We start from the raw sequence: 25,312 nt of genomic DNA on the forward strand, positions 1-25,312 counted from the left end.
GGCACGGGCCAGATGCGATTGGAGTTTCGCTTCCCCGCCAGTGGATCGTTTGAGCACAAACGGCAGATGCGACACGACAAGACCTGCATCGCCCGGTGTAACCACGGTTGCAAAAACGGTTGCCTCGATAAGATCGAACACTTCGTTTTCTGAAATTGGTGCAAATTCTGGTTTTGTATACATCAGCTTCTCTGTATGCGCATGGCGGGGATCAGTCCGTTTGGACGAATGAGCAGGATGACGATCACACCGGATAAAACCATGGCATCACGATAGGGCGCCAGTTCGGCTGGTAGGATTACCTGCAACAGCACTTCGATGAAGCCGAGGAGAAAGCCGCCAGCAACCGCACCTGAAAGACTGCCAAGGCCGCCAACGACCGCTGCAATGAAAGCCTTTAACACTGGTGTGAACCCCATCAACGGATCGACAGACGCACGCTGCGCTATCCATAACATGGATGCAAGGCCCGCCAACAAGCCCGAAAGCAGGAAGGCTGTGGCGATGATCCTGCCAGCTGGAATGCCCATCAGGCGCACCACATTGAAATCTTCTGCGGCTGCGCGCATCGCTGTGCCCGTCACGGTGCGTCTGAGGAATATTTCCAGCGAAATCAATGCCAGAATGGAGACAGAGATCGAAATCGCCGGGCCTACGCCGACCGTCATGTCACCGATTTGGAAAGCGCCGGTCATCCAGCTTGGCATGGGCACAGGCTGCGCGCGCGCCGATACACCATTTTGAAAGAAGACTTTCAGCAGGCTGGACACGGCAAAACTTGTTAAGAGCAGACTGGTGACGCTTGCCCCGCGCATGGGACGAAAAGCGATGCGCTCCATCAGCACAGCGGCAATCGCTCCGGCGCAAAGCGCAACTGCGACAGCTAATCCGAATGGCACGCCCATGAACAGGGCACCTAAAAGCGCATAGCCTGAAATCGTCATCAGCTCGCCATGCGCGAAGTTAATCAGGCCGACGATGGAGAAGACAATCGCCAGGCCAAGCGCCAGCAAGGCATAGACGCCGCCGAGGCTGATGGCATTGATGATTTGTTGCATAATCATCGTATTCACGCTCCCAGATAGGCTTGGCGGACAAGATCGGAATGGGCAAGTTCTTTGGCGGTTCCCGACAGAACGACCTCGCCATTTGCCAGCACTGTCGCTTTGTCAGCGATCTCCAACGCTAGCGCCACATTCTGCTCAATGAGAAGAACAGTGAGCCCTTGTTCACGCAGACTGGCGATGAGATCGAATACCGTGTCGATAATCTGTGGGGCGAGCCCCAGCGAAGGTTCATCAAGAAGGATCAGCTTGGGTTTTGACATCAGCGCCCGACCAATAGCCAGCATCTGCTGCTCACCACCGGAAAGATTGCCGCCCTTGATGCGGTAGTATCGGCGCAGGATCGGAAACAGCGCCAGAATTTCTTCCTCGCGCGCTTTCGCTTCTGTACTGGTAAGATGCACGGCACCGCCTAGCCGCAGATTATCTGCTACCGTGAGACTGGCGAAAATTCTGCGGCCTTCCGGGACAAGCGCTATGCCAAGCCGGGAGATGGTTTCAGAGGCAAGGCCTTTCAGTTCCTTGCCTTCAAATGTGATTTTACCGGACGCTGCCGGCACAAGACCGGCAATGGCACCAAGCGTTGAGCTTTTGCCCGCGCCATTGGCACCGACGAGCGCGACGATTTCGCCGCGGTCGACGTTGAGGTCGACGCCGCGTACCGCCTCAACCTCCCCATATCGAATTTTAAGAGCGTCCAGTGTCAGCATTGCAGTATCCCGATTGAGTAAGGCTTCAGTGACGCATTTGCTCAGGGAGCAGGAACGTCTGCAGCCGCCGGGATTTCTGTCTTCACATATTGTGGCACACCACCTTCATAGCGCATCAGAACGACAGGCCGCAGCGGCATGCCTGTTGTTCCCGCATAGGTGATTTTACCGGTCACACCGTCAAAATCCTTGGTGGCAGCAATGGCATCACGGATGGCGCGTGGGTCGTCAGAACCTGCCGTTTTCACCGCAGCGTCGAGGATCAGACCTATTTCATAACCGTTGACTTCATAGGTGGATTCCGGCGCATGCCCGGTGGTTGTTGCGAAGGCTTTGTCGAAAGCTTCAAGCTTGCTACCCGGCTCCGCATAACCTGCGGCAGTGAAAACCACGCCGTCCACCAGCTTACCAAGACCCTTGATGGTAGGTGTGTTGAGCGCATCAGCGCCATACACTGGCGTATCAACGCCAGCGGCGCGCAACTGCTGAATAAAGGCTGGGAAATCCGGTTCATAAGCTGCGGTCATGATCAGGTCGGGCTTTTCGGCGAGATTTTTGATCTTGGTCACCTCGGCGGAAAAGTCTGGCTGGTTCATCGTGAAGGTGCCGCGACCGACGATCTTGCCGCCCTTCTTCTCAAACACTTTGCCGAAATATTCCGGCAGATTGGCGACATAGGTCGTATCGGGCGAAGTCAGCAGATAAACCGACTTCTTGCCTTCAGAAATCGCAAAATCTGCGACTGCTGTGGCCTGCACATTGTCAGCCGGATAGGTGCCGAACATCACGTCGCCCACCGCGACGCTGAGAATGGGGGCTGTGCCGCAGAATGTGAGCGTTGGAATATTGAGTGGCTGCGTCAGCTGGCCAGCTGCAATGGAGGCATCAGCATCGCAGGGTGTGATCATTATCTTTGCACCAGCGTCGATAAGTTCCTGCGCGACAGTTGCTGTTTGTGCTGTGTCGGTGCGGGTGTCCTTGATGATCAGCTTCGCCTGATATTTTCCACCAAGGCCACCTTTGGCGTTCAGTTCGTTGATGGCCATGCGAAAGCCGGCCAGCGAAGGCTGGTCATAAGGTGCAAGGCCGCCAGTCTGTGCAGTGGCGACACCGATAATGATATCTTCAGCCTTGGCCGTCGAAGCCGCAGCAATTGCGAGGCCGCAGGCTGATGCTGCGAGGATGGAACGTCTGATGAGTTTGTATTGAGACATTTTATTGTTTCCCCTTTGTTATAGTCTTAATTTTCGTTGTGGTGCTGTTTGGTACGAGCGCTGCGGCTACCAAGATAAGCTGCAACGACGTCCGGGTTCTTTTGAACTTCTGCTGGCACGCCATCGGCTATGACTTTGCCATGGTCGATCACCACGATCCGCTCGCATAAGCCCATCACCAGCCGCATGTCGTGTTCGATAAGAATGATGCCGATCTGACGCTCTTTACGGATTTCAGCCAGAATGGCGATGAGGTCGGCGGTTTCGACCGCGTTCATGCCTGCAGCTGGCTCATCGAGGAGCAGAAAGCGTGGTTTTAGAACGAGCGCGCGGGCGATTTCCAATCGTCGGCGCAAGCCGTAAGCAAGCCCCGCAGCGTTGCGGTCGGCAAAATCGGCAAGCCCCATGCGCTGCAGTTCGCGCATTGCTGTTGCTTCAGCAAGCATCAGGCTTGGTTCGACCTGTCTTGCCGCGACCACCACATTTTCCATCACGGTCATACGCGGGAAAATACGAATATTCTGGAACGTACGCGCTATACCCTTGCGAGCAAACCGGAATGCGGAATGCGGAATGGCATCGCTGCTGACGGAGACGTGGCCGGAACTGGGAACAACATCGCCAGAGATCATGTTGATGAAGGTCGTCTTGCCTGCCCCGTTCGGGCCGATGATCCCGGTGATCATGTTGGTGTGGAATTCCAGCGACGCATCGTCGACGGCAACCACGCCTGCGTAACGACGTGTCAGGTGGCTGGCGATGATGGGGGTGGCATCGGGATTGCGTGCAGGTTCTGCGGCAGCAGTTTGCTTTCCCGCGAGACCGAAACGACGGAGCAAATTAAACTCACCCTTGCCGAACAGTCCTTCCGGACGACGCCAGATGATGAGGATCATCGCGAGCGCCAAGGCTCCCTGCGTCAGACCAAAGACCGGCGGAACATGGAAGCCGAGAATATCGCCGCCACCTTCAAAGCGCCGCACGATTTCGATAACGACAGTGGTCGCTATCACCCCGGAAAAGGCACCGAGTGCTGAGTGCATGCCCCCAACAATCAGCATAGCAAGGATGGTAAAGCCAAGGTCGAAATAGAAGTCGCGCGGCGAAAAGGCGCCAAGAAATTGCGCCATCATTGCACCCGCTGCCATGGCCACAATGATGCTGAGTACCCATGAGAACAACCATGCAGCACGATGATTGACGCCGACTGCCGCCGCTCCGCGTTCGTCATCGGAAGCTGCACGTGCGGCCAGTCCGAACGGTGTATCACGGAAAATGCGGGCGACAGTCAGTGCTATTGAAGCCACCAGCACCGTGGTCCACAGGCCCACGTCGCGCGGAACGCCGTAAAATGGCTGGCTGCCGCGAGTGATTTCGCGGGCTGCTACCAACACTGTGTAAATGATGATGAGCAGAGCAAGCGTTGCAATAGGCGCGCTGGATCCGGACAAGCGTAAGAGCGGTATCCCAGTGATGAAGCCAATGACTATGGCCGCTAGCGCCACTACAATCAGCGCACCGAGAAATGGCAATTCATAGCCTGCCATGAAAGAAGGCAGGTCGCGTAAGGTGGTGGCTTGCATCGCCGCAGGCATGGTGAGGATGCCTGTGATATAGGCGCCGATGCCCATGAAACCTGCATGACCGAACGAAACGATGCCAGTGTTACCTGAAAAAATCTGCAAACCCACAACTGCTGTCAGCATGATCGCGGCATAGGCGACAACCCGTTGAATAGCAGGGCCACCGAAAATGAATGCGACAATGGCGACCGCAATAATCAACAGAACCATTGCCGTGCTGTCGACCAATGCGTTGCGCAGTGCTGCCGACAGAAAGCCGCGATTTGTAACGGGCGTATCAGCCAGCGTGCGGGCCTGCGTGTCGGACTGCAGCGACGATGAATGTGTGCTTGTTGTCATGTTGTTCCCCGCAGAATTGGGTTCTGCTTTTCTTCAAAGTAAGGCCAGTTTTTATTTTATGTCAATATCTCTTCACGATTGACGAGAATTAAAATTTCTGTAATTGAATCTGCATAACTTGCGAAACAGGCAAGGCGGGACGGGAAAGGCAGGGGAGAAAACATGGCGATACGGGACGTGTTGATGCGCGGCGATCTGGCGCTCACTCCGTCGGAGGAGAAGATCGTCAAGCTGCTTTTGACAGACTATCCGACGTCCGGTCTTGGAACTGCCACCAGTCTGGCCCGCAGGGCAGGGGTGAGCGATCCAACAGTTATCCGGCTGGTGATGAAGCTGGGCTTTGATGGTTTTGCAGACTTTCAGGCCAGACTTCTGGCGGAGATTGAATCGCGACTGCATTCGCCGCTTTTGATGATGGAGGCGAAACGAGCTGATCAGGCTGCCGCGAGCGCCGATCAGGCTGTGGTTATCACCTATATCCAGTCGGTCATAAATGCGCTCGATAAGGCGATGACGACGACGCCCGTCACCACCTATGACAGAGCCGCAAGAATCATCATGGAAGCCAAAGGGCAGGTCATGTTTCTGGGCGGACGGTTCAGCCGCCATGTCGCCGGAATGCTTGCCAGCTATATTTATCAGTTCCGCAGCGGCGTTGTCGATATGGGCACCCTTTCAGCACAACAGTTTGATATTCTTGCAGATATGGGCAAGCGCGATGTGCTGGTCGTGTTCGATTATCGCCGCTATCAGCTCGATGTCGTGGCTTTTGCCAAACAGGCAGCGGCGCGTGGTGTGAAGATTGTTCTGTTCACCGATCCCTGGCTTTCACCGGTGTCGGAATACGCGGAGGCAACAATTGTCAGCCCGCAGGAAGTGACGTCGCCTTACGATACGCTGGGACCATCCATCGTGCAGATGGAAGCATTGGTTACCCACATTCTTTCCACGATCAGCGAAGCCACGCATGACCGCATCGAAGCGCTTGAAGAGGTGCGGCGACAAAATACCGTCACGCTCGACAGTGTCAGGGATAACGGCCGCAATATCCTGGATGAGGAGCCAGGGATGCGTGATTTTCCGGGCCCCAAAGCACGATAGACCCAAGCACAATCACCACAGGTTCAAGAACAAACAGAGGGAACACCTGATATGGTACATTCGACTATAAGACGCGACGCTCCATTCGTTGCCGGTGAGACAGCTATTCTGCTCGTCGATATGCAGCGTATATGGCTTGAGCCCGGTCTCGATCCATCGCATCCTGAGCGTGACGCTGACCACTATTTTATCAAGCAGACATCGGGCGTCACGATTCCAAACAATGAAAAGCTGCTGGCTGCAGCGCGCGCCAACGGTGTGGAAGTGTTGCACACGATCATTCAAAGCCTGACCGAAGATGGCCGCGACTGTTCTCTCGATCACAAGATGACACCCATCCACGTTGCACCAAGCCGTCCGGAAGGTCTGCCCGTGCCCTCGCTGATGCCTGTGCGCGATGAGATCATGTTGCCTAAGACATCATCCGGCGTCTTTAATTCCACCAATATCGATTACGTTCTCAAGAATCTGAATGTACGATATCTGATCATCACTGGCATCATGACCGACCAGTGTGTCGACATGGCGGTACGTGATGCCGCCGATCGCGGATATCTGGTGACCTGTGTCAGCGACGCCTGTGCTTCGGCGACACCTGAGCGCCACGAGGGCGCGCTGAAGGCATTCGGCGGTTATTGCTGGCAGGCTGATACGCAAACTGTTGTTGAACGTTTCAACCAGATGGGAAAGCGGTCATGACAACAGCTTTTGAACCACTGGTTGCTATCGTCACGACAGATTTGTCGGGCGTGACCCGTGGCCGCTCCATTGCACAGAGCCGTCTGGAAAAACAGGCGGCCACCGGCATCGGCTGGCTGCAGGCCAATCTGTCGCTGACTCCATTCAACTCCATTGTCGCTGAAAACCCATGGGGATCGTCGGGCGATCTGCGTATTCTGCCCGATCTGAAGGCGCGTTACAGAACCGATCTGACAGGCGGCTCGACCCCATTCGATATGGTGGCTGGCGATATCGTTGATCTCGATGGCAATGCCTGGTTGGGTTGCACCCGTTCCATGCTGCGTAAGGCACTCGCTGATTTAAAGGCGCTGACCGGCTTGTCGCTGGTGTCTACATTCGAGCAGGAATTCCAGATTTTCGGCGGTAATTTTCCACAAGCCCATTCGCTTTCAATGGAGGCATTGCGCCGCACTGATCCGTTCGCACCGCAATTGATGGCCGCGCTGGAAGAGGCGGGTGTTGCGCCGGAAGTCATTATCGCCGAGTTCGGTGAAGATCAGTTCGAGGTAACGCACGCGCCGACCGATGGTCTGACGGCTGCTGATCGTGCGGTAGCGATCCGGGAAATCACCCGTGAAGTCGCACGTAATCTTGGATGGAAGGCAAGTTTTGCCCCGAAAACTGCACCCAATGCGGTGGGAAACGGTGTTCATATCCATTTCAGCTTTGTGGATGAGAAGGGGGAACCGGCTACTTATGATCCGCAAAAGCCGGGTCGGTTGTCGAAAGCGGCTGGTGCATTTTGCGCGGGCGTTCTGCGCCATCTGCCCGCAATCACCGTGTTAACCGCTTCAAATCCGTCTTCGTTTTACCGTCTCAAGCCACATAGCTGGAGCTCTTCCTATACCTGGCTTGCCGATAAGGAACGGGAGGCAAGTCTGCGCATCTGCCCCACTGTCACCATTGGCGGACGTGATCCGGCAAAGCAGTTCAACATTGAATATCGCGCGGCTGATGCCACCGCCAATCCATATCTGTCGCTGGCGGCTATCGTCTGGGCAGGATTGGAAGGGCTTAAAGCCGACCTCGCCACGCCGCCACTGGTAGCCGGTGATCCGACCTTGATGAGCGATCAGGAACGAGCCGATCTTGGTCTTGTACGCTTGCCTGAAACGCTGACACAGGCGCTTGACGTGCTTCAGGCAGACAAAACCGTTTGCGGCTGGTTTGCTCCGGCGTTCATCGAAACATTTGTCGGTGTCAAGCAGGCGGAGCTTTCCCGCGTTGCCGATCTCGATGCAGACGAGACCTGTGCGCTTTATCGGACGCTATATTGATGTCAGATCATGTCCTTGAACGACGACCCATCGATTGGCCCGATCCTGTCGAAATACACAATGAAGACGGTAGTTCCGACATCGTATTGTTGTGTGAACACGCCTCGCATCACATGCCATCCGAATATGCCGATCTGGGCCTTTCCGGCGTTGATCGGCTGCGCCATATCGCGTGGGATATCGGCGCTGCCGAAGTAACGCGGGGTTTGGTCGAGCGTCTGAATGCACCTGCTTTCCTGTCGACCTATTCGCGTTTGCTGATTGATCTCAATCGTCCGATTGAGGCAGGTTCCAGTATCCCGCAGCTTTCAGAAACTACGGATATTCCGGGCAATATCGGTCTGAGTGATGATGAGAAAGCGCGCCGTGCCGCACGCATTTTCACACCATTTCATGATCGCGTTGCAGCGCATATTACTGCGCGCGAAAAAGCCGGGCGCAAGGTGAAGATCGTCGCTATTCATTCTTTTACGCCGGTCTTTAAAGGCAATGTCCGACCGTGGCATGCGGGTATTCTCTATGATCGCTCGCATGAACTTGCGCAAATCGTGATCGATGGATTGCGCAGCGACCCGACCATGAATGTGGAAGGCAATGTTCCTTACACGGTGAGCCGCGACGATGATTACGCCATTCCGGTACATGGTCAGGATCGCGGGCATGACGCTATTCTCGTTGAAATTCGTCAGGATCTCGTATCGACCCCGCAGGGCATAGCCGAATGGACGGACCGTCTGGCAAAGGCTTTGCTTGCTCCCTCACATCAGGAGTGAAAATGATGCAGACATCGCTTTCATTGCGTGAACGCGACGCGCGTGTCATCGCCGAAATTGGACGCTTGCGGTTTTCACCGCTGAGCCTGATCGGCGGTAAGGGAAACCGTCTGATCGAGGAAGGTGGACGCTCGGTGCTCGACTTGTCAGGCTCTGCCGGGCCTGCCGCATTGGGCTATGGCCATCCGGCCATTGTTGAGGCAGTTGAAAAATCGGTTCGCGATATGGCCGGTGCAAGCCTGTTGCTTTACCCGAACGAGCCTGCTGTTTCGCTTGCCGAGGATTTGCTGCGCATCACGCCGGGTGAGGGTGAGCGCCGTGTCTGGTTCGGCCATTCCGGATCAGACGCCAATGATTGTGCGGTGCGTGTGCTTACGGCTGCCACCAAACGCTCACGGATCATATCTTTCATCGGTTCTTATCATGGTAACCTGACCGGTTCGATGGGGATTAGCGGCCATACCGCCATGACGCATACGCTGCCGCGCCCCGGCGTGCTGCTACTCCCCTATCCCGATCCATTTCGACCGCGCTTTTCAGCAGAAGCCGTGCTCGATCTTCTCGATTATCATTTCGCGACGAGTTGTCCACCGGAACAGGTTGCCGCCGTTTTCATCGAGCCGATCCTGTCTGATGGTGGCCTTGTGGTGCCGCCGCCGGGCTTTTTGAAAGCGCTGCAGGATCGTTGTCGCAAACATGGAATTCTTGTGGTTGTCGATGAAGTCAAGGTTGGTCTTGGCCGCACCGGCTTGATGCATTGTTTCCAGCATGAAGGGCTTGAACCGGACATGGTGGTGTTCGGCAAGGGCTTGGGCGGTGGATTGCCGCTTTCTGCGGTCGTCGGCCCGCAATGGGTCATGGATCATGCGCCGGCCTTTGTGCTGCAGACAACAGCCGGAAATCCGGTGGCGACCGCTGCCGGACACGCTGTCCTTAACACCATCGAACAGCAAGGACTTGCCGCCCGTTCAGAGCGTATGGGGCATCTGTTTGCTGATGGCCTACGCCAATTGGGCAATAAGCACGCAATCATCGGCGATGTACGAGGGCGCGGACTGGCAATCGGTGTCGATCTTGTCACCGATCGGACAACACGCGAGCCGGTTCCCGCTACCACGACCGCAAAGATTATCTATCGCGGCTATCAGCTTGGTGCGGCTTTCACCTATGTTGGTCTGAATGCCAATGTTCTGGAATTTATGCCGCCTCTGACGCTGACTGAACCGGAGATAGAGGAGGCCGTGGGCATCGTCGATCAGGCTATCGCAGATGTTATGGACGGCAAGGTTGCCGATGCCGATGTCGCCCGTTTTATGATGTGGTAGGATATGGAAATGCTTGGGTGCCTATAGACGGTGCCCTATAGCATTCCAGCACTTAGTGACTTTGTGGGGCTAATCTCGCATTGAGTGAGGGCAGCCACTGCGATGAGATGTCAGCGCATAAGTCCTGCTTCTACGAGCCAGGGGCGTGCGCAGGTATGGCAATTCAAGCTTTGCCGAAGTCTTTCTGCTTAAAATCAGTTTGGGCCTGATATCCATATCTCGCCGAAATTCTGGCAAAGTCGTCGTTGGAAAAGCCCGCCCATGAATAATTTCGGACGTCTTTTCCGTCCTTTATCTTTCTGACATAGAAGGATAGGGCGGCCTTCTTCTCGGGGAAATTGACCGTTTTATGTAGCGCTGGAATCCATGCATATTCTGTCAGAGGGTAGATTTTCCCGGCACCAAATACTGTATGCACTGAAAATGCGGTTGGCCCGAATGTGTATTTACTAACGAATACATAATCACGGCGGACCGCAACGAATACGATAAGCGCCAGGACAAGAGTCGATACATAAAATAACGGCGATGAAACTGTCCAATCAACTGCATAACGATACGCATAGTTGAATATCAGCGATATTAGTCCCACGGCGATGATAAGTTGTCCGAGCTGGGAGAATAGCCATTTGGCTTTGTTTTGAACGGTTATCGTCTCAACAGTTGCTGTTGTTTGTGGCATGTGGTGATCTCAACATAGGATGGGTCAAAAGCGAACTAGTAAGGTCGGAGCTGCTCTCATTAAAACCGCCAATCCAGCGAACATGCAAGAAGACTAAACCAGCCCATCTATGTCATTGGATTACCTCTATGCAAACCGAGAGTGTCGGTTTGTTTAATGCTGCTATTTAAAGGTGTGTTCAATATGCGCTTATCCCTCAGTGTCGCCCTCGTTTTGTTGCCAACTGTCGCCTTCGCTGAAAGCGACAAAGACTATATTTCCTATATTTGCGACCATGATAACGTGATTGAGATCATCACGTCGCAGAACGATCCGGAGCACATCACTCTCAATGCGTTTGGGCGCGAGCGTATCCTCAAGAGAGATGCAGAGGCCGCCAGGAATAGCTTTGTAGGAGAAGGCTATGAAATTACGTTTGTCACAAGCATGGAGAAGATTGCCGTCACGTCCCAAGGTGCAACACTTGCCTGCAAGGTGGACACGGTCGGCTAATGCCGGGTTGGATCGCGTGTATATCGAAAATTGAGGGTGCCGGAGGAAATGCTCATGCTCGAAGCAAGCAGTAGACGAGAATTTGACACCAGAGTGTCAGCGAAAGCCGCGCTAAAAGGCGGCTTTCATTCCGAATGAAAATTACATAACGGCCAAAGCATCCAGAAGAACGGTTTCAGTTCCCGTTTTGCCCGATTTGAAAAAGAACCTGATCTGTTCGTTACCTTCACTGACGCAAAACCCTGTCCCGATGCCATTATCAGGGAAAGCACGAAGCCGTTGTAAGCCGAGACGCTCGATGACCCCTCCGGAGGTCTCTCCACCTACGACAACAAGCTTGTCTATGCCGAGTTCGGAAATAGCTGAAGCCAGTTCGGATATCAGCCGCTCGCCTTTTTCACTGGCGCCGCGAACGCCCAATTCGGCCTGAATTTCCTTCACGCGCGCGTCGTTCACAGCCGTTGATATCAAGTAAGGCTGATTGCCATGATGAGCTTGCGCCCATTGCATGGATTTTGAAACCATTTCGGCAATGCTGCCGTCTCTTATGAGATCGAGCGTCAGAACCGGATGCTTTTCGGCAAAGACGGCAATCTGCATGTCCGCAATCGGCCCAACGGTTCCAACCAATACCGCGGCGGTGCCGTTGTTTGGTGATGGTGGAGCAACAGTTGTGGCAGGCCGGGGCGCAAAACGGTCGATCCCAAGCTGGATGAGAACTGCGTCGGAGCTGACCATAGTCGGCTGAGACCTTGCGAGTTTGGCAGCGATTTTTACATCGCCATCGTCGCTGGAATCGACGACGCAATAGCAAGTGCCTGCTTTTGCCAGCGCATCAAGATGTGCTTGCGCAGCATCTCCGCCTTTGAGCAGAATGGAGTGAGGCAGGAGGCCAACCGGTTCGGCGGTTTGCTTGCCGATGAAGCGTACCATGTCTGGATCACTCATAGGTGTCGCGGGGTCGTAGCGCTTGACGGATTCAGAAATGAGACGGCTTCGATAGAAGAGATAGCCCTGATGTACTGTGGCGTTGAATTTCGGGAAGCCGGGGCAGAACAAAAGGCTGCCTGGATTATAGCGAGCGCGTAATATGTCTGCCGCAGGACCCACATTTCCCTGTTCCGTTGAATCGAAACTGGCGCAGACTTTGTAAATTACCTGATCACATTCAATGGCATCGAAAGCATCTGCGGCGTGTGTTATCTGTCGACGTGCCTCGTCCGGGTCGGCCAGACGTGTTCTTCCAGCCCATATGACAACCGCTTCGCCTTTGCATTCCCGGATCGCATCGATTTCAGTGACAACTGCAGTTTTGATGCCTGCTGTCTCGTAATAGGCTGCGACCATCAATGCGCCAGTCATGTCGTCGGCAATAATGCCCAGAGTGGCTGTGTTCCCCATTTTCGTCCTCATATCAGGCCATACCCAATGCTACTTCTTTAATAATGAAATTTAATTCCAAATAATTATCATTTTGATAGACCACGTCAATTGCTGGGATTATGAAGTTGGAGCGCATCTCGAAAAGTGTGGAACGGTTTTCAGAAAAGATGTGCGTGAAAACAAACAAACTGAGCGCTGATCTGATTTAATCAGATCGAAACGCGCTCTGGTGGATTGAATTTAGCGTTTGAATCCCGACTGACATACATGCTGTTTCAAACGTCAAATTCAATCCACCAGACATCATCAAAAAATCTTGGTTGCCAACAGATGGGGAATGAATGATGCCAACCGATTACGATCAGAACCTTACCGCGCGTCACGCTATTGTGGATGCGATGCGCCATATGGAAAACAAGGGTTTTAATCACGGTAGCAGCGGCAATATCAGCATTCGGGAGGGCGAACATGTCTGGGTGACGCCGACCGGTGCCACATCGCTTATGAAGCCCGAAGACATGAGCCTTGTGTCTGTGGAAGGCGAGCATCTGGCGGGCAGGGTTCCCTCGAGCGAATGGCGCATTCACACAGAGATTATGCGCAATCATCCCGAGGCAGGAGCCGTCATTCACTCCCATGCAGATAATTGCGTTGCACTTTCGTGCCTGCGGAAACCATTGCCAGCGTTCCATTACATGATCGCTTCTTTTGGAGGGAACGAAGTTCCCTGCGCTGATTATCGGGTGTTCGGGTCCGACGCTCTGGCCTATGAAATCGTTCGTGCTATGGGCAATCATCGCGCCTGTCTGATGGCTAGTCACGGGATGGTCGTGTGGGGTCGGGATATGGCTCACGCAACGCTTCTGGCAGAAAAGCTCGAAACTCTGGCGCGTCAGTATATTTTGGCTTGTCAGATCGGTGACCCGGCTATCCTGAGCGCCGATGAGCTTGATGAAGTACGTGCACGCTATGGATATTATGGCAGCAAGCCGATGCCGCGTTGACCGGCGGTCAACCAGGCCCGAATGAGATATTCGGGCCTGGTTGTTTTATCAATTACGTACCAGCGGGGCCTGCTTCCTGAAACCGGTCGAGCACATTGCGGGTAATGGTAGTTGTGTAGGCGCAGTTGCGCTTCAGCCCCATCACCCACTCGCAAAGCCCGGCGGTTACTACTTCCCCATCGCCCTGCTTCATCGATACCAGCATACCTGCCCCATGCGCCAATCGCTTGCGCGCGGATTCATATCCATCCGGCGCCATTTCGCAGATGCCTTTCAGGTCGCTATCGCGAACGTAGTAACGATGTCCCTGGCCGTCGAGCTCGTATTCATAGATTGAGGCTGGTGTCATGGCCAGGATATTGATTTTTTCAGTCGGAACGCCGTGTTCTTCCACGGCGTATGGGAAGCCGTTCCTGAACGAATAATTGAGGCCATCGACTTCATATCCGAAGATCTGTGCCTCATGGCCGAAGATGTCGGCATAGCGCAGATGCGTGCCTTCGAATATCCAATGTTCCGGTTGATAGACGGTGAGCCCGCGTGAGCCGCGTGGAGAGAAACCACCCCAGCTGCCATACATTCCGTTTTCGCCGTTAACACCAACCGTGGATGCTCCGGGCCAGTTGACCGCGCCGCTTGCCCAGTTCGCTGTGCAAAGATGTTTCTGGTCGGTCTGCATGATGGGGTCTTGCGTCGGTGCCTTGGTCTTCCAGCACACTTGCGTCTGTCCATCATTCTCCAGGCGGATCTGCCAGAGAAAATTGCCACCAAAGCGCGCGAGATTCCCGCCGCGTGCAACAAACTCTTCGACGGTCTTGCGCATGTCCCATGACCAATACTCGTCATGGCCAACGGTAACGAGGCAATTATAGTCGTCAAGAATAGCAGGATTATTGTGCAGATCGGTCTGGGTAATGTAGTCGATCTGGTAACCCGCCGCTTCAGCCCAGGTCACAAAATAACGTTCGTATTGTGCATAGCCCGCAGAGGAATAAAACTGCGAGAAGCCCATCGTATAACCCCATTCCTTAGATGGGTAACGGGTAGCATCGCCCATGTCCTGCCAGACAGGATTACAGACGCGTGCAGCTCCCTCCGGCAGCCAGATCATCCCTTTTGACCATGGACGGCGCAGGCTCAATATGGGGGAACCCTCGTTTTTGTTTGGACCCCATGTTCCAAAATAGTGATTGGCACCACCCCAGTCATTATAGGCAGTCCAGGTACCCGTTGCGAACATGAGAAGAATGCGGCCCGAGCGGGTCTTCTGTGTGGGGCGCACAACGACAAAATGATGCTGGACGAAGCGTTCGCCATCCGGACGCATACATGTCGAGACAACGCGATAGAAACCGGAGCGAGCATCTTCCGGAACTTTCCAGCGATAGAGAACCGGCCAGTCGCAACCATCCATATAGGCGGTTTCCGATGTTTTGGTGAAGCTTCCGGGAAGGTCGAAAGCCTCGTCCATCATCTGTGGCTCATGGCTGTCCCGGTATATCTGGATGGACCATGTTTTGGCTGTGGTGGAGCCATGAAATTCGACCGTCTCGCCGGGATCGTAAGACATTTTTTCGGTATAGACGAAAACTTCGGGAAGGTTCGGGTCTTCACGTGGAAACTGATAGCGATAATCGGAGAGGAAATGCTCGTCCGCATAGCCTTTGCGGACCGCCCATGGCTTGATTGCATGCGGTCCCATCTCGGGAAAATTAAACTTGTCGCGGGGCATTTCGGACTTCCTCCTTCAATCACAAATTCTCTGATGGCTGTTCAGTACGAACGATCACTTGCGAGCTGGTCTTCGCCGGGATTTGCTTGTTCGTATTGCTGAAGGCGCTTCAAAAGTGCGGCGCCTCCTTCGATGAGGTCGAGTTGAACGGCGAGACGCAAGGCGTAACTATCGCGATTACTCAAAGCCGTGATGATGTTCTCGTGCTGGTGACGCCCCGGATAGGTTGGCTTTGCTGCGGGGTAAAGTTCGGATACGAGCGGGCCGACCCTGATCCAGAGGCTTTCAAGCACATCGATAAGATGCGCCATGCCGCTTTGCTTATAGAGCGCAAAATGGAAATCCGAGTTGATCTGCAAGGCTACTGCCCAATCCCCGGTGCGCTCAGCTTCGGTCAGCTCACAATGGATCGCCTCCAGCTTTGCGATGGTCTCGTCTGTGATATTCGTCAGTGCGTGTTCCGCAGCCAGTGGTTCAAGGACGAGCCGCATTGCGCGGATTTCCTTGTACTCAGCCAGGCTCAGACGCCGCACACGAATGTAGAAACGCGGCTTAATTTCAATCGCGCCTTCGCGTGACAATTGCATCAGCGCTTCGCGAACAGGCGTTTCCGACGTGCCCAATGACTGTGCCAGTTGGCGAACCTTGAACCGCTGATGTGGTTTGAATTGTGCGCGCAGCAGTCCTGATTTGAGCTGCTGGTACACAATGTCAGAAAGGTTGTCCCGGTCGTCGCTTGCCTGTTCGCTCACGCTTTGTCCTTATCTGGTGGAGATTGCCCTGAAGGCATCCTCCGTTCGGGACAAGGCATCGTCGATTACTGCATCCGTGTGCGCGCAGGAGATGAACATATTGTGCTTGTGGTGCAGATAGACGCCACGGTTTAAAGCTTCCCGACAGAAGCGAGCGCCAAGTTGCGCATCGGTGTCGCCGACGAACTGCACGAGAGGCATTGCGGCAGGTCCGGTTTGCAGAAGCTCAAATCCGTGAGCGCGGGCTTGTGCATCCAGTCCATTGCGCAGGCGTTCGCCCGCATGTTTCATGAGCGCAGGGCCATCAATCCGCTTTAGTTCCTTAATGGTCGCAACTGCGGCAGCCATGGATGCTCCCGCATACCAGAACGAGCCGGTCATGTAAGCCTGTCCCGCTGCTTCGCGAAAGCGGTTGGTGCCAGTAATGGCTGCAAGCGAATAACCATTGGCAATTGCTTTGGAATAGGCAGCCAGATCCGGCTCTACGCCGGTGCCACGCCAGCTTCCGCCAAGATCGATGCGGAAGCCACCACGAACGTCGTCGAGAATGAGTGCTGCACCCGCTGCATCGCACAATGCGCGCGCTGTCTTCGCAAATTCAGATGTCGGGAGTTCCTGGGGGATAGCAAGATCGTGCTTGAAAGCAGAAACAATGATTGCAGCCAGATCATCGCCGGCTTGTTTGGCTGCCGCTATCAGGCTTTCAACATCGTTATAAACATAGTGGATGAGATGCGCGCGATCTTCCGCCGTCACGCCAATTATCGATGGTGTGCACCATGGCACAGCGCCGTGATAAGCGCCTTTGGCAACCAGTACCTTGCGGCGCTTGGTGGCACCACGTGCAATGGTAACACAGTTGGTCGTGGCATCCGTTCCGTTCTTCTGAAGCAATGCCCAATCTGCATGTGGCACTGTCTCAACGAGCAGTTCTGCAAGTTCTACTGCATGGGCCGTCGGGCCGTTGAGGCAGTCGCCCGCCTGTATCTGGCTGAGCGCTGCAGCATCCACAAGCGCGTTGCGATGGCCCAGTATGATTGGCCCCCATGCACACATGAAATCGATATAGCTGCTGCCATTGACGTCTGTCACATGGGCACCTTCACCAGACGCAAAATACTGAGGGTAGCCCTCCGGGAGAGATGCGGCGCGTTGATGTCCCCACATGCCGTTGGGGATGACGCGTTCGGCGCGCTCGCGCAGCTCGGCGTCGAGATTTTGGGCGCTCAAGGTTTGGGCCGAAGTGGAATGCGCATGCATTGGTTGTCTCCCATTTGACGACGTTTTTACGCTCGTCACGTCGAATTATGATATATCAAAAATGATCCCGACAATGGCGATATGTCAAGATCGAATCCGCAAAGTGATACAAATATTATTATTGTAGCGTATTTTATGGATTTTTCCGCGAGAATGTCCGGGTTCTGTAATAGAAATCGAAGTTTTCCGAGAGAAAACAGCGGGAAGATTGCTGCTTGGCTGGTAAGTTTAATAAATTTGATATATCATTCTAGACAATGAAGTGGAATGCGGGTTAAGCTCAGCCAACAACAAAAACATCAGGGGAAAGCATGGCTAGCCATCAAAGCACGCCCGATTCCGGGCTGGGCATCAGCATTCAGGGTGTAAGGAAGACCTACGGAAGTTTCGCGGCTGTTGACGATCTCGATATGGAGATCGCGCCCGGTGAATTTCTTGCCTTGCTTGGGCCGTCTGGTTCCGGAAAATCGACAATCCTCATGATGCTGGCTGGATTTGAGCGTCCCGATAAGGGCCGTATCCTGTTCGGTAGCAACGACTATACGCGCGTTCCGCCGCATAAGCGTAATATTGGTATGGTGTTTCAGCATTACACGCTGTTCCCGAATATGACTGTGCTCGATAATGTGGCCTTTCCACTCAAAACGCGCGGTGTGCCGAAGGAAGAGCGGCATCGTATCGCTCGTGAGGCGCTTGCCCGTGTGCGGCTGGCAGACTTCGCCAATCGCAGTCCGAAACAACTCTCTGGTGGGCAGCAGCAGCGCGTCGCATTGGCCCGCGCCATTGTTTATTCGCCGCGTGTTCTTCTGATGGATGAGCCTTTGTCGGCGCTTGATAAAAACCTGCGCGAAGAAATGCAGATCGAGATCAAGCGCCTTCATGCCGAGTTGGGTATGACAATCGTGTTTGTGACCCATGATCAGGGCGAAGCACTCACCATGGCCGACCGGGTTGCGATCCTGCAAGGTGGTCATATCCAGCAAATCGCGGGGGCTCGCGAACTCTACAATCGCCCGTCAAATCTGTTTTCGGCGAGCTTCATCGGTGAGATGAACCTGATCCCTATCACATGGGATGGCGTGAATGCCCGCGCGGCAGACGGTACTGTGATTTCGATACCATCTGAAAACGTCATGGGAGCCAAATCAGGCGAAGCGCTGATGGCCGTTCGTCCGGAACGACTGATACCTGCGGAGCAGGGGCTGGAGATTACCGTGCGCGACGTCATCTATGCTGGCCCCGATACGGCTATTCTGGGTGCAATGGCCGATGGCACTGAGCTGCGTGCACGTTTGGCGAGCGCTGCCATTCCCGACATTGGTGCCGGGCAAAAACTGCGTTTAGGTTTTGCGCCTGAAGCCAGCCTCGTCTATTCCCGAGCGAGCTAAGCCGATGTTGAAAATGTTTTTCGAGCCGGACGGACGCAAGCTTTCGAAAGGCGGGATGCTTCTCCTGCTATTGCCCTTCTTCACACTCTTATTGTTCTTCTTTATTTATCCGCTGGTCAGCCTGCTGGCTCTGTCTGTTACGGAGCCATCGCTTTCGTTTGATAATTATCAGCGGGTCTTTTCCAATCCGGTCTATCTGAATGTGCTGGGGCGCACCGTATTGATCGCAGCGCTGGTCAGCGTGATCGCCTTGTTGATGGCCTATCCGATTGCTTGGCTTATGGCGCATTCGAGCGGACCCAAACTGATCTTTATAACGGCTTGTATTCTGTTGCCGTTCTGGTCGTCGGTACTGGTGCGAACGGCTGCATGGGCGGTGCTTTTACAGCGCAATGGATTGGTCAATCAGGGACTGCTCCAGCTTGGCCTCATCGATCAGCCGCTGAAGCTTCTTTACACGCAAACCGCTGTCCTGATTGCGATGACGCATGTACTGTTGCCATTCGTGGTGTTGCCGATCTATGGCGCCATTCGCAATGTGCCCCGCGATTATGCACGAGCCGCGGCAATTCTTGGTGCAGGCCCAATTCGGACCTTCTTTGAGGTGATTTTTCCGTTGACCCTGCCGGGTGTAATGGGCGGAATGATCCTCACCTTTCTGACTGCACTTGGATATTTCATTACGCCGTCCCTGCTTGGATCGCCCAAGGAGATGATGATCGCAACGTTGATTTCCCAGCAGCTTCGCGAAACGCTGGATTGGCCATTTGCAGCAGCCTTGGTCGGTATACTCACGCTTCTTGTTATGGCGGTTTCGCTGATCTTCGGTCGCGTATTCAAGTTCAACCGAATGATGGGAGGCAGCGCATGAACAGCCGCAATTTGCTCCTCAATGCCTATGTCTATCTGGTGCTTTGTTTTCTCGTGGTGCCGATCCTCATCATTTTGCCGATGGCTTTCAGTGAAACGGATTACATCACGTTTCCGCCACGAGGATTTACCTGGCAGTGGTTTGGAGCCTTCTTCCAGTCTGCGCAGTGGATGAGTGCCACCGCGTTCAGTGCCCGGATTGCGTTCTTCACGGCAATTTCAAGCGCTGTAATCGGCCTTTGCGCCAGTTATGCAATCGTGCGCGGGAAGGGTGCATTAGCGACGGTGTTCCAGACCTTGTTGATTGGGCCGATTGTCGTTCCGCATATTGCTTTGGCAATTGCGCTTTATCTGCTGTTTCAGAGCGTTGGACTGACTGAAACAACGGCTGGCTACGTCATCGCCCATACGATTATCGCTTTACCATTCAGCGTGTTCACCATTGTTGCAGCACTTTCGCAAGTTGATCCTGCCCTGGAAGACGCGGCAATGTGCTGTGGTGCCAATCGGTTCGCAGCGTTTCGCGCCGTCACCTTGCCGCTCATATGGCCAAATGTTCTATCAGGCGGGCTTTTTGCCTTTGTGATTTCGTTTGACGAGCCAGTTATCTCTTTCTTTCTCGCAGGTGTGCGGGACAAGACCCTGCCGCGCATGATGTTCGACGATATCGAGCAAAACCTGACGCCGATCATCCCCGCAATTGCTGTCATGCTTACGCTGCTCTCAATCGTAGTTCTGGTAGGTGCAGCCGGACTTCGGGCGCTTGCAATGCGCTCGCAACAGACCGTGTCAGAAGAATAAACAAAACAATAGATGTGAGGGAAACATGTTCAAGAAAACAACCAGACTTTTGATGTGTGCCGGATTGCTGCTTGCCAGTGGAGCGTTGGCCGCAAAGGCCGATAGCGTTGTCTATGCAACGACAGGCGGACAGATGCGGCTGACACTCGAAAAGGAATTTTACGGCCCGTTCAAGGAGGAGAGCGGCACCGATGTCGTGCCTTTTGACATAGAAGTGCCGGACCAGTGGGCGCGCGTTGAAGCCATGAAGCGCACCAACAAATATGAGTTTGATATCGTGACCGCGACAGGTCCTGATCTGGTCGATAAGGCTGATCTTCTATTGACGATTGATTGCTCCAAGTTGCCGAATGTTGAAGCCAAAGGCGTTGAAGGCTCTTGCAAGGAAAAGGGCGTTGCCAGAACGACCGGTGGCATGCTGCTTGCATATGACACGTCAGTTTACAAAGATAAGGTTCCTCAGACCTGGGCTGACTTCTGGGACGTGAACACCTTTCCTGGTCCGCGCGGATTGCCTGATACCGGCGATCGTGACTGGTGGTTGCCTGCAATTGCGCTGATCGCTGATGGCGTGCCGCGCGATAAAATCTTCCCGATGGATCTGGATCGCGCTTACAAAAAACTCGATGAAATAAAGCCGCATATCAGCGTCTGGTGGAAGACTGGCAATCAGGTGGCGCAGATCATGCGCGATCAGGAAGTTGCCATGACCATGTCTTATTCCGGCAGGGCCTTGAGCGCCATGAATGACGGTGCACCATTCAATGTAAGCTGGAACGATGCCGTAATGGATACGGGCTATTTCGCGATCCTCAAAGACGCGCCAAATCCAGAAGGCGCGCTGAAATTCATCAATTATTTCTATGGTCATGCCGAGGGGCATCCGGCGTTCATCAAAACAGCAAATTATGCGACGCATTCAAAGGAAGGCGTGGCTTTGTTGCCTGAGGCCGAACAGAAGAATTACGCGACGTCACCAGATAACTATAAATTGCTGCTCGTGCCGGATTTCAAGTGGATTGGCGAGAACCGCAGCATGTTGCGTGAGCGCTGGCAGAACTGGCTTGCTGAATAAGCAAGGCTACAGGCAATCTCAGGCCGGCGCCGTTATGGCGTCGGCTTTTGTTTGGATTAATCGGTATAGGCTGAAGATTTCAGATGCCGGATGAGGGCCGCCCCGCCCTCAAGAAGATCCATGCGGATTGCCATGCGCAAGGCATAAGAGTCGCGGTCGCGCAGTGCTGCCAGAACGACTTCATGCTGGTGCTGACCGGCATAGGTCGGCATTGCGTGCGGGTAAAGCTCCGAAAGGATCGGACCGATGCGCATCCAGAGCGCTTCGAGCACGTCTATCAGATGCTTCATGCCTGACCGGCGATAGATGATAAAATGGAAATCGAAGTTAGTCTGCAAAGCCTCTGGCCAGTCGCCACTTTGTTCTGCGGCAATCAAACGGCGATGAAGGTCCTCTAGCTGGATGATGTCATCCTCAGTGATATGCGGTAGCGCGCGCTCGGCAGCCATGGGTTCGAGTTCAAGGCGCATCGCGCGAATTTCTTCGTACTCGTCGGCCGAAAGCTTGCGCACGCGGATATAATAGCGCGGCTTGATCTCGATTGCGCCTTCACGGGAGAGCTGGATAAGCGCCTCACGAACCGGCGTTTCCGATGTTCCCAATGAACGCGCCAGATCACGAACCTTCAGCCGCTGCAAAGGCAGCAGCTGCGCCTGCATCAGTTGGGATTTGAGCGTGTTGTAAACGGTGTTCGATAGAACATCACCAGATTCTGCCTGAGCTTCTTCCGCTATTACGTCATCGGTCTCAGACAAGTTGCCATCCGGTTCATTTACAAAGTTCATCAATCAGCTCCAATCGCTGGATGCATGGTTGTCCAGCAGTCGAATATATCAATTCGGCGTCACTACTCAAATGCCCATATGTTTGCAGGCCAGAACCATTTGTGCATCCAACATTGGCACACCATTGATGATCCTGCATCCTTTTGCCTGAGCCAGTTGCAACAGGCGCGTCATAGGCGGATTGACGATGATATCCGATACAATCATGTCTGGTGAAACATCCAAGAGATCAATTGGAAGTTCGTCGTCATCGGCCATGCCGAGCGAGGTTGTGTTGACGATCAGGTTGAATTGTCTACCGTGATCCGGTCCACTTTGAACTGTGCAGTCGGGATAGGCGGATTGTATATCTTCGATGAGTGCTGCGGCTTTGGCCTGATTGCGATTGGTGACCCATAGAGACCGCACACCTGCCTTGGCCAGAGCAAAACCCACGGCACGCCCGGCACCACCGGCACCCAGCATTAATACGGACCTATCTTTAGGGTCGATATTGTTGTTGCGCAGTCCTTCGATAAAGCCGGGACCGTCAATATTGTCCCCAACAAGACGCCCGCCTTCTTCACGTCGAACAAAATTGACAGCGCCGATTTCCTGCGCGGCATCAGTCACTTCGTCGAGAAGGGGAATGATTGCGATCTTGTGCGGAATAGTCACTCCGAACCCACTCACATTCCCGAGTTTGCGGATTGCATCAATGATCTGCGCAAGGTCATCTGGATGGACATGCAGCGGCACTGCCGCAGCATTTTTGCCAGTTTTGCTGAAATAGGCGTTGAAGACATGGCTGGCCCGGACGTGACCGACCGGATGTGCCAGGATGAAGAGAATTTTGCTTTTTCCAGTGACTTCCATGGTTCAGGCCCTCGTCATTTCGCGCGCGATAATGATCCGCTGAATTTGCGAAGTGCCCTCATAAAGACGGAAGAGCCGCACATCACGATAGAAGTGCTCAACCGCATAATCCTGCATATAACCGGACCCGCCGTGTATCTGGACAGCGTGGTCAGCAACGCGCCCCACCATTTCCGAACAATAAAGCTTGCAGCTTGCAGCTTTTCGGATGATGGCCGGGTCTTGATCGTCGAAAGCCCGAGCGGCATCAAGCACCATGCAGCGTGCCGCATAAGCCTCCGTACTCATGTCCGCGAGCATAGCCTGTATCATCTGATGCTCGGCGATAGGCTTGCCGAACTGAACACGACTTTTGGCAAAACCGACTGCCTCATCAATTAAACGCTCCGCCATGCCCGTGCATACGGACGATATGTGAAGTCTTCCGCGATTGAGCACTTTCATTGCCGTTTTGAAGCCGCGGCCTTCAATTCCGCCGATGATATTTTCTGCGGGTACCCGAACATTCTCCAGATAAACGTCACAGGTTTGAGTACCGCGTTGCCCCATCTTGTGATCGGCTTTTCCAACGCTCAGACCGGGCGAGTTGCGGTCAACCAGAAAGGCCGTGACGCCGGAAGGTCCAGCTTCGCCCGTTCGTGCCATGAGAGTGAAAACGCCAGCAATCGGCGCATTGGTTATGAAGCGCTTCACGCCATTGAGAATGTAATCATCGCCGTCCCTTACAGCCGTGGTTTTAACAGCGCCTGCATCGGAACCAACATCGGGTTCCGTCAAAGCAAAGGAGCCAATAATCTCGCCGCTCGCAAGCTTGGGTAGCCAGTACTTTTTCTGGTCGTCGGTTCCGTCAACGATGATCCCCTGCGATCCGATGCCATTGTTGGTTCCGATGACAGAGCGGAATGCCGGCGAGGTATAGCCGAGCTCAAATCCGACGAGGACTTCTTCCTCCATCGTCAAGCCGAGCCCATCATATTCTTCGGGGATTGACAGACCGAACAGGCCCATTGCACGCATGTCATTGATGACATCATCCGGGATGCTGTTTGTCTCTTCCACCTGTTTTTCGGCAGGCATCAGTCGCTCACGAACGAAGCGTCTGATCGCATTTGTGAGTGATTGGAAGGTCTCCGGATCGCGGATCATAAGTTGCCCCTTCACGCGTGATTTCAACAAAGATGAAACACGTCGCGTTTTGCAGAAATATCCTATTGCTAAGGGAATGTTTCATAGATTAAAGTTCGAAACAATATAAAATGAAATTAAATTCCATTTGCTGTTTTGGCTGTGACTGGAGTTGATTGAGGGGAAGTTGGGGAGAGGATGACCGAGCTTACCGATGTCGTGATTGAGAGCCGTCCGGCGACTGGTGTGACCTTACTGGAAATCAATCGTCCAGAAGCACTCAACGCTCTGAATATGGATATCCGTCAAAAGCTTGCAGAAGCCGTTGACCGACTTGCAGCTGATCGCGAAACGCGGGTTATCGTCATTTCAGGCAGAGGCGGAAATTTCGCCGCTGGGTCAGACGTGAAAGTATTCGCGCAGACCGGTGCGGGAGAAATCCTGGCGCAGCGGCTTCACCGTTACTGGGAAAGTCTCGCCCGTTGCCCGAAGCCTGTGATTGCTGCCGTTGAAGGTTACGCGCTGGGTGGTGGATGCGAGCTTGCGATGCACGCCGATATTATTGTTGCATCGCGGACTGCGAATTTCGGTCAGCCAGAAATCAAGCTGGGGCTTATGCCGGGCGCTGGTGGCACACAACGGCTTTTGCGAGCAATTGGTAAATACAAGACCATGTTACTCACCCTGACTGGCGAAATGTTGTCGGCAGTGGATGCAGAAAGATATGGTCTTGTCAGTCGGTTGACGGATGAGGGGCAGGCGCTGGAGGAAGCTCTGAAGCTCGCCGGGAAAATAGCGCTGATGCCGCCGCTTGCCGCAGAGCAGATTAAAGAAGCGGTCATGCATGGTGAGGATGCACCTCTGGAAACCGCTTTAAGACTGGAGCGCAAGGCGTTTCAGCTGCTGTTTGATACTGAAGACAAGCGCGAAGGCATTGATGCCTTCTTGTCCAAGCGTAAGCCTGAGTTCAAGGGGCGTTGA

25 protein-coding genes are annotated in these 25,312 nt (G+C 54.0%); 12 read left to right on the forward strand and 13 right to left on the reverse strand.

Features of this window, described 5'->3' with window-relative positions:
- The 5 genes from CEV32_RS07570 to CEV32_RS07590 all read right to left on the reverse strand — a co-directional run.
- Positions 1-183 (reverse strand): FMN-binding negative transcriptional regulator (locus CEV32_RS07570; RefSeq protein ID WP_143128798.1); only part of this gene is annotated, 183 nt, incomplete at its 3' end.
- Entirely contained in the window at positions 183-1,064 is an 882-nt protein-coding gene (locus CEV32_RS07575; RefSeq protein ID WP_094575825.1) for a branched-chain amino acid ABC transporter permease, read from the reverse strand. The genes CEV32_RS07570 and CEV32_RS07575, both read right to left, overlap by 1 nt.
- 5 nt (positions 1,065-1,069) lie before the next feature.
- Positions 1,070-1,774 (reverse strand): ABC transporter ATP-binding protein, encoded by a 705-nt coding sequence (locus CEV32_RS07580; RefSeq protein ID WP_094575827.1) that lies wholly within the window; start codon positions 1,772-1,774, stop codon positions 1,070-1,072.
- A 41-nt stretch (positions 1,775-1,815) separates the two neighbouring features.
- Positions 1,816-2,988: an ABC transporter substrate-binding protein gene (locus CEV32_RS07585; protein ID WP_094575829.1), complete on the reverse strand. Its 1,173-nt coding sequence runs from the start codon at positions 2,986-2,988 to the stop codon at positions 1,816-1,818.
- A gap of 26 nt (positions 2,989-3,014) precedes the next feature.
- Complete coding sequence (locus CEV32_RS07590) at positions 3,015-4,910, reverse strand: branched-chain amino acid ABC transporter ATP-binding protein/permease (RefSeq protein ID WP_094575831.1); 1,896 nt, start codon at positions 4,908-4,910, stop codon at positions 3,015-3,017.
- 162 nt (positions 4,911-5,072) lie between these two features.
- Here CEV32_RS07590 and CEV32_RS07595 point away from each other — a divergent pair, with 162 nt between their 5' ends.
- From CEV32_RS07595 to CEV32_RS07615, 5 genes are read left to right on the forward strand one after another with little or no spacing between them, the layout of a single operon-like run.
- Positions 5,073-6,011: a MurR/RpiR family transcriptional regulator gene (locus tag CEV32_RS07595; RefSeq protein ID WP_094575833.1), complete on the forward strand. Its 939-nt coding sequence runs from the start codon at positions 5,073-5,075 to the stop codon at positions 6,009-6,011.
- A gap of 51 nt (positions 6,012-6,062) precedes the next feature.
- Positions 6,063-6,710, forward strand: coding sequence for a cysteine hydrolase family protein (locus CEV32_RS07600; protein ID WP_094575835.1), 648 nt, complete (start codon positions 6,063-6,065; stop codon positions 6,708-6,710).
- Positions 6,707-8,029, forward strand: a complete 1,323-nt coding sequence (locus CEV32_RS07605; protein WP_094575837.1) for a type I glutamate--ammonia ligase — start codon at positions 6,707-6,709, stop codon at positions 8,027-8,029. Before CEV32_RS07600 ends, CEV32_RS07605 begins: the two co-directional genes overlap by 4 nt.
- Positions 8,029-8,802 carry an N-formylglutamate amidohydrolase gene (locus tag CEV32_RS07610; protein ID WP_094575839.1) on the forward strand — a complete coding sequence of 258 codons (774 nt, stop codon included), beginning with the start codon at positions 8,029-8,031 and terminating at the stop codon, positions 8,800-8,802. Before CEV32_RS07605 ends, CEV32_RS07610 begins: the two co-directional genes overlap by 1 nt.
- A gap of 2 nt (positions 8,803-8,804) precedes the next feature.
- Entirely contained in the window at positions 8,805-10,127 is a 1,323-nt protein-coding gene (locus tag CEV32_RS07615) for an aspartate aminotransferase family protein (protein ID WP_235818764.1), read from the forward strand.
- A gap of 163 nt (positions 10,128-10,290) precedes the next feature.
- On the opposite strand, the gene CEV32_RS07620 is transcribed toward CEV32_RS07615, so the two are convergent.
- Positions 10,291-10,809: a hypothetical protein gene (locus CEV32_RS07620; RefSeq protein ID WP_094575841.1), complete on the reverse strand. Its 519-nt coding sequence runs from the start codon at positions 10,807-10,809 to the stop codon at positions 10,291-10,293.
- Between the two features lie 183 nt (positions 10,810-10,992).
- Between CEV32_RS07620 and CEV32_RS07625 the strand changes: the two genes are divergently transcribed.
- Positions 10,993-11,301 (forward strand): hypothetical protein, encoded by a 309-nt coding sequence (locus tag CEV32_RS07625; protein WP_143128799.1) that lies wholly within the window; start codon positions 10,993-10,995, stop codon positions 11,299-11,301.
- A gap of 141 nt (positions 11,302-11,442) precedes the next feature.
- Here the strand turns inward: CEV32_RS07625 and CEV32_RS07630 are convergent, their stop codons facing one another.
- Positions 11,443-12,663: a four-carbon acid sugar kinase family protein gene (locus tag CEV32_RS07630; RefSeq protein WP_235818779.1), complete on the reverse strand. Its 1,221-nt coding sequence runs from the start codon at positions 12,661-12,663 to the stop codon at positions 11,443-11,445.
- Between the two features lie 365 nt (positions 12,664-13,028).
- On the opposite strand from CEV32_RS07630, the gene CEV32_RS07635 reads away from it, so the two are divergent.
- On the forward strand, positions 13,029-13,688 hold the full coding sequence (locus tag CEV32_RS07635; RefSeq protein WP_094576459.1) for a class II aldolase/adducin family protein: 660 nt from the start codon (positions 13,029-13,031) through the stop codon (positions 13,686-13,688).
- Positions 13,689-13,740: 52 nt separating this feature from the next.
- Here the strand turns inward: CEV32_RS07635 and CEV32_RS07640 are convergent, their stop codons facing one another.
- From CEV32_RS07640 to CEV32_RS07650, 3 genes are read right to left on the reverse strand one after another with little or no spacing between them, the layout of a single operon-like run.
- Complete coding sequence (locus tag CEV32_RS07640) at positions 13,741-15,420, reverse strand: N,N-dimethylformamidase beta subunit family domain-containing protein (RefSeq protein ID WP_094575847.1); 1,680 nt, start codon at positions 15,418-15,420, stop codon at positions 13,741-13,743.
- 41 nt (positions 15,421-15,461) lie between these two features.
- Positions 15,462-16,172: a GntR family transcriptional regulator gene (locus tag CEV32_RS07645; RefSeq protein WP_094575849.1), complete on the reverse strand. Its 711-nt coding sequence runs from the start codon at positions 16,170-16,172 to the stop codon at positions 15,462-15,464.
- A gap of 9 nt (positions 16,173-16,181) precedes the next feature.
- Positions 16,182-17,432, reverse strand: coding sequence for an aminotransferase class III-fold pyridoxal phosphate-dependent enzyme (locus CEV32_RS07650; protein ID WP_094575851.1), 1,251 nt, complete (start codon positions 17,430-17,432; stop codon positions 16,182-16,184).
- Positions 17,433-17,743: 311 nt separating this feature from the next.
- Here CEV32_RS07650 and CEV32_RS07655 point away from each other — a divergent pair, with 311 nt between their 5' ends.
- From CEV32_RS07655 to CEV32_RS07670, 4 genes are read left to right on the forward strand one after another with little or no spacing between them, the layout of a single operon-like run.
- Positions 17,744-18,820 (forward strand): ABC transporter ATP-binding protein, encoded by a 1,077-nt coding sequence (locus tag CEV32_RS07655; RefSeq protein ID WP_094575853.1) that lies wholly within the window; start codon positions 17,744-17,746, stop codon positions 18,818-18,820.
- A 4-nt stretch (positions 18,821-18,824) separates the two neighbouring features.
- A complete protein-coding gene (locus CEV32_RS07660) occupies positions 18,825-19,691 on the forward strand; it encodes an ABC transporter permease (protein ID WP_094575855.1) in 867 nt (288 codons plus the stop codon).
- Positions 19,688-20,491 (forward strand): ABC transporter permease, encoded by an 804-nt coding sequence (locus CEV32_RS07665; RefSeq protein ID WP_094575856.1) that lies wholly within the window; start codon positions 19,688-19,690, stop codon positions 20,489-20,491. Before CEV32_RS07660 ends, CEV32_RS07665 begins: the two co-directional genes overlap by 4 nt.
- Positions 20,492-20,516: 25 nt before the next feature.
- Entirely contained in the window at positions 20,517-21,566 is a 1,050-nt protein-coding gene (locus CEV32_RS07670; protein WP_094575858.1) for an extracellular solute-binding protein, read from the forward strand.
- A 56-nt stretch (positions 21,567-21,622) separates the two neighbouring features.
- Here CEV32_RS07670 and CEV32_RS07675 read toward each other — a convergent pair whose 3' ends face one another.
- From CEV32_RS07675 to CEV32_RS07685, 3 genes are all read right to left on the reverse strand, one after another.
- On the reverse strand, positions 21,623-22,351 hold the full coding sequence (locus CEV32_RS07675) for a GntR family transcriptional regulator (protein ID WP_235818765.1): 729 nt from the start codon (positions 22,349-22,351) through the stop codon (positions 21,623-21,625).
- A 66-nt stretch (positions 22,352-22,417) separates the two neighbouring features.
- Positions 22,418-23,206 carry a shikimate dehydrogenase family protein gene (locus CEV32_RS07680; protein WP_094575860.1) on the reverse strand — a complete coding sequence of 263 codons (789 nt, stop codon included), beginning with the start codon at positions 23,204-23,206 and terminating at the stop codon, positions 22,418-22,420.
- 3 nt (positions 23,207-23,209) lie between these two features.
- Positions 23,210-24,352 (reverse strand): acyl-CoA dehydrogenase family protein, encoded by a 1,143-nt coding sequence (locus tag CEV32_RS07685; RefSeq protein WP_094575862.1) that lies wholly within the window; start codon positions 24,350-24,352, stop codon positions 23,210-23,212.
- Between the two features lie 177 nt (positions 24,353-24,529).
- Here CEV32_RS07685 and CEV32_RS07690 point away from each other — a divergent pair, with 177 nt between their 5' ends.
- Positions 24,530-25,312 carry an enoyl-CoA hydratase gene (locus CEV32_RS07690; protein ID WP_094575864.1) on the forward strand — a complete coding sequence of 261 codons (783 nt, stop codon included), beginning with the start codon at positions 24,530-24,532 and terminating at the stop codon, positions 25,310-25,312.

Origin of the sequence: Brucella rhizosphaerae (genome assembly GCF_002252475.1) — a bacterium.
Lineage (GTDB): Bacteria > Pseudomonadota > Alphaproteobacteria > Rhizobiales > Rhizobiaceae > Brucella > Brucella rhizosphaerae.

Bases quoted from the DNA above. Each gene is read 5' to 3' on its own strand.
- CEV32_RS07655 (WP_094575853.1), top strand. From the start codon at position 17,744: ATGGCTAGCCATCAAAGCACGCCCGATTCCGGGCTGGGCATCAGCATT.
- CEV32_RS07615 (WP_235818764.1), top strand. From the start codon at position 8,805: ATGATGCAGACATCGCTTTCATTGCGTGAACGCGACGCGCGTGTCATC.
- CEV32_RS07605 (WP_094575837.1), top strand. From the start codon at position 6,707: ATGACAACAGCTTTTGAACCACTGGTTGCTATCGTCACGACAGATTTG.
- CEV32_RS07670 (WP_094575858.1), top strand. From the start codon at position 20,517: ATGTTCAAGAAAACAACCAGACTTTTGATGTGTGCCGGATTGCTGCTT.
- CEV32_RS07690 (WP_094575864.1), top strand. From the start codon at position 24,530: ATGACCGAGCTTACCGATGTCGTGATTGAGAGCCGTCCGGCGACTGGT.
- CEV32_RS07575 (WP_094575825.1), bottom strand. From the start codon at position 1,064: ATGATTATGCAACAAATCATCAATGCCATCAGCCTCGGCGGCGTCTAT.
- CEV32_RS07650 (WP_094575851.1), bottom strand. From the start codon at position 17,432: ATGCATGCGCATTCCACTTCGGCCCAAACCTTGAGCGCCCAAAATCTC.
- CEV32_RS07595 (WP_094575833.1), top strand. From the start codon at position 5,073: ATGGCGATACGGGACGTGTTGATGCGCGGCGATCTGGCGCTCACTCCG.
- CEV32_RS07660 (WP_094575855.1), top strand. From the start codon at position 18,825: ATGTTGAAAATGTTTTTCGAGCCGGACGGACGCAAGCTTTCGAAAGGC.
- CEV32_RS07685 (WP_094575862.1), bottom strand. From the start codon at position 24,352: ATGATCCGCGATCCGGAGACCTTCCAATCACTCACAAATGCGATCAGA.
- CEV32_RS07680 (WP_094575860.1), bottom strand. From the start codon at position 23,206: ATGGAAGTCACTGGAAAAAGCAAAATTCTCTTCATCCTGGCACATCCG.
- CEV32_RS07640 (WP_094575847.1), bottom strand. From the start codon at position 15,420: ATGCCCCGCGACAAGTTTAATTTTCCCGAGATGGGACCGCATGCAATC.
- CEV32_RS07630 (WP_235818779.1), bottom strand. From the start codon at position 12,663: ATGACTGGCGCATTGATGGTCGCAGCCTATTACGAGACAGCAGGCATC.
- CEV32_RS07675 (WP_235818765.1), bottom strand. From the start codon at position 22,351: ATGAACTTTGTAAATGAACCGGATGGCAACTTGTCTGAGACCGATGAC.
- CEV32_RS07590 (WP_094575831.1), bottom strand. From the start codon at position 4,910: ATGACAACAAGCACACATTCATCGTCGCTGCAGTCCGACACGCAGGCC.
- CEV32_RS07610 (WP_094575839.1), top strand. From the start codon at position 8,029: ATGTCAGATCATGTCCTTGAACGACGACCCATCGATTGGCCCGATCCT.
- CEV32_RS07600 (WP_094575835.1), top strand. From the start codon at position 6,063: ATGGTACATTCGACTATAAGACGCGACGCTCCATTCGTTGCCGGTGAG.
- CEV32_RS07580 (WP_094575827.1), bottom strand. From the start codon at position 1,774: ATGCTGACACTGGACGCTCTTAAAATTCGATATGGGGAGGTTGAGGCG.
- CEV32_RS07585 (WP_094575829.1), bottom strand. From the start codon at position 2,988: ATGTCTCAATACAAACTCATCAGACGTTCCATCCTCGCAGCATCAGCC.
- CEV32_RS07620 (WP_094575841.1), bottom strand. From the start codon at position 10,809: ATGCCACAAACAACAGCAACTGTTGAGACGATAACCGTTCAAAACAAA.
- CEV32_RS07665 (WP_094575856.1), top strand. From the start codon at position 19,688: ATGAACAGCCGCAATTTGCTCCTCAATGCCTATGTCTATCTGGTGCTT.
- CEV32_RS07625 (WP_143128799.1), top strand. From the start codon at position 10,993: ATGCGCTTATCCCTCAGTGTCGCCCTCGTTTTGTTGCCAACTGTCGCC.
- CEV32_RS07635 (WP_094576459.1), top strand. From the start codon at position 13,029: ATGCCAACCGATTACGATCAGAACCTTACCGCGCGTCACGCTATTGTG.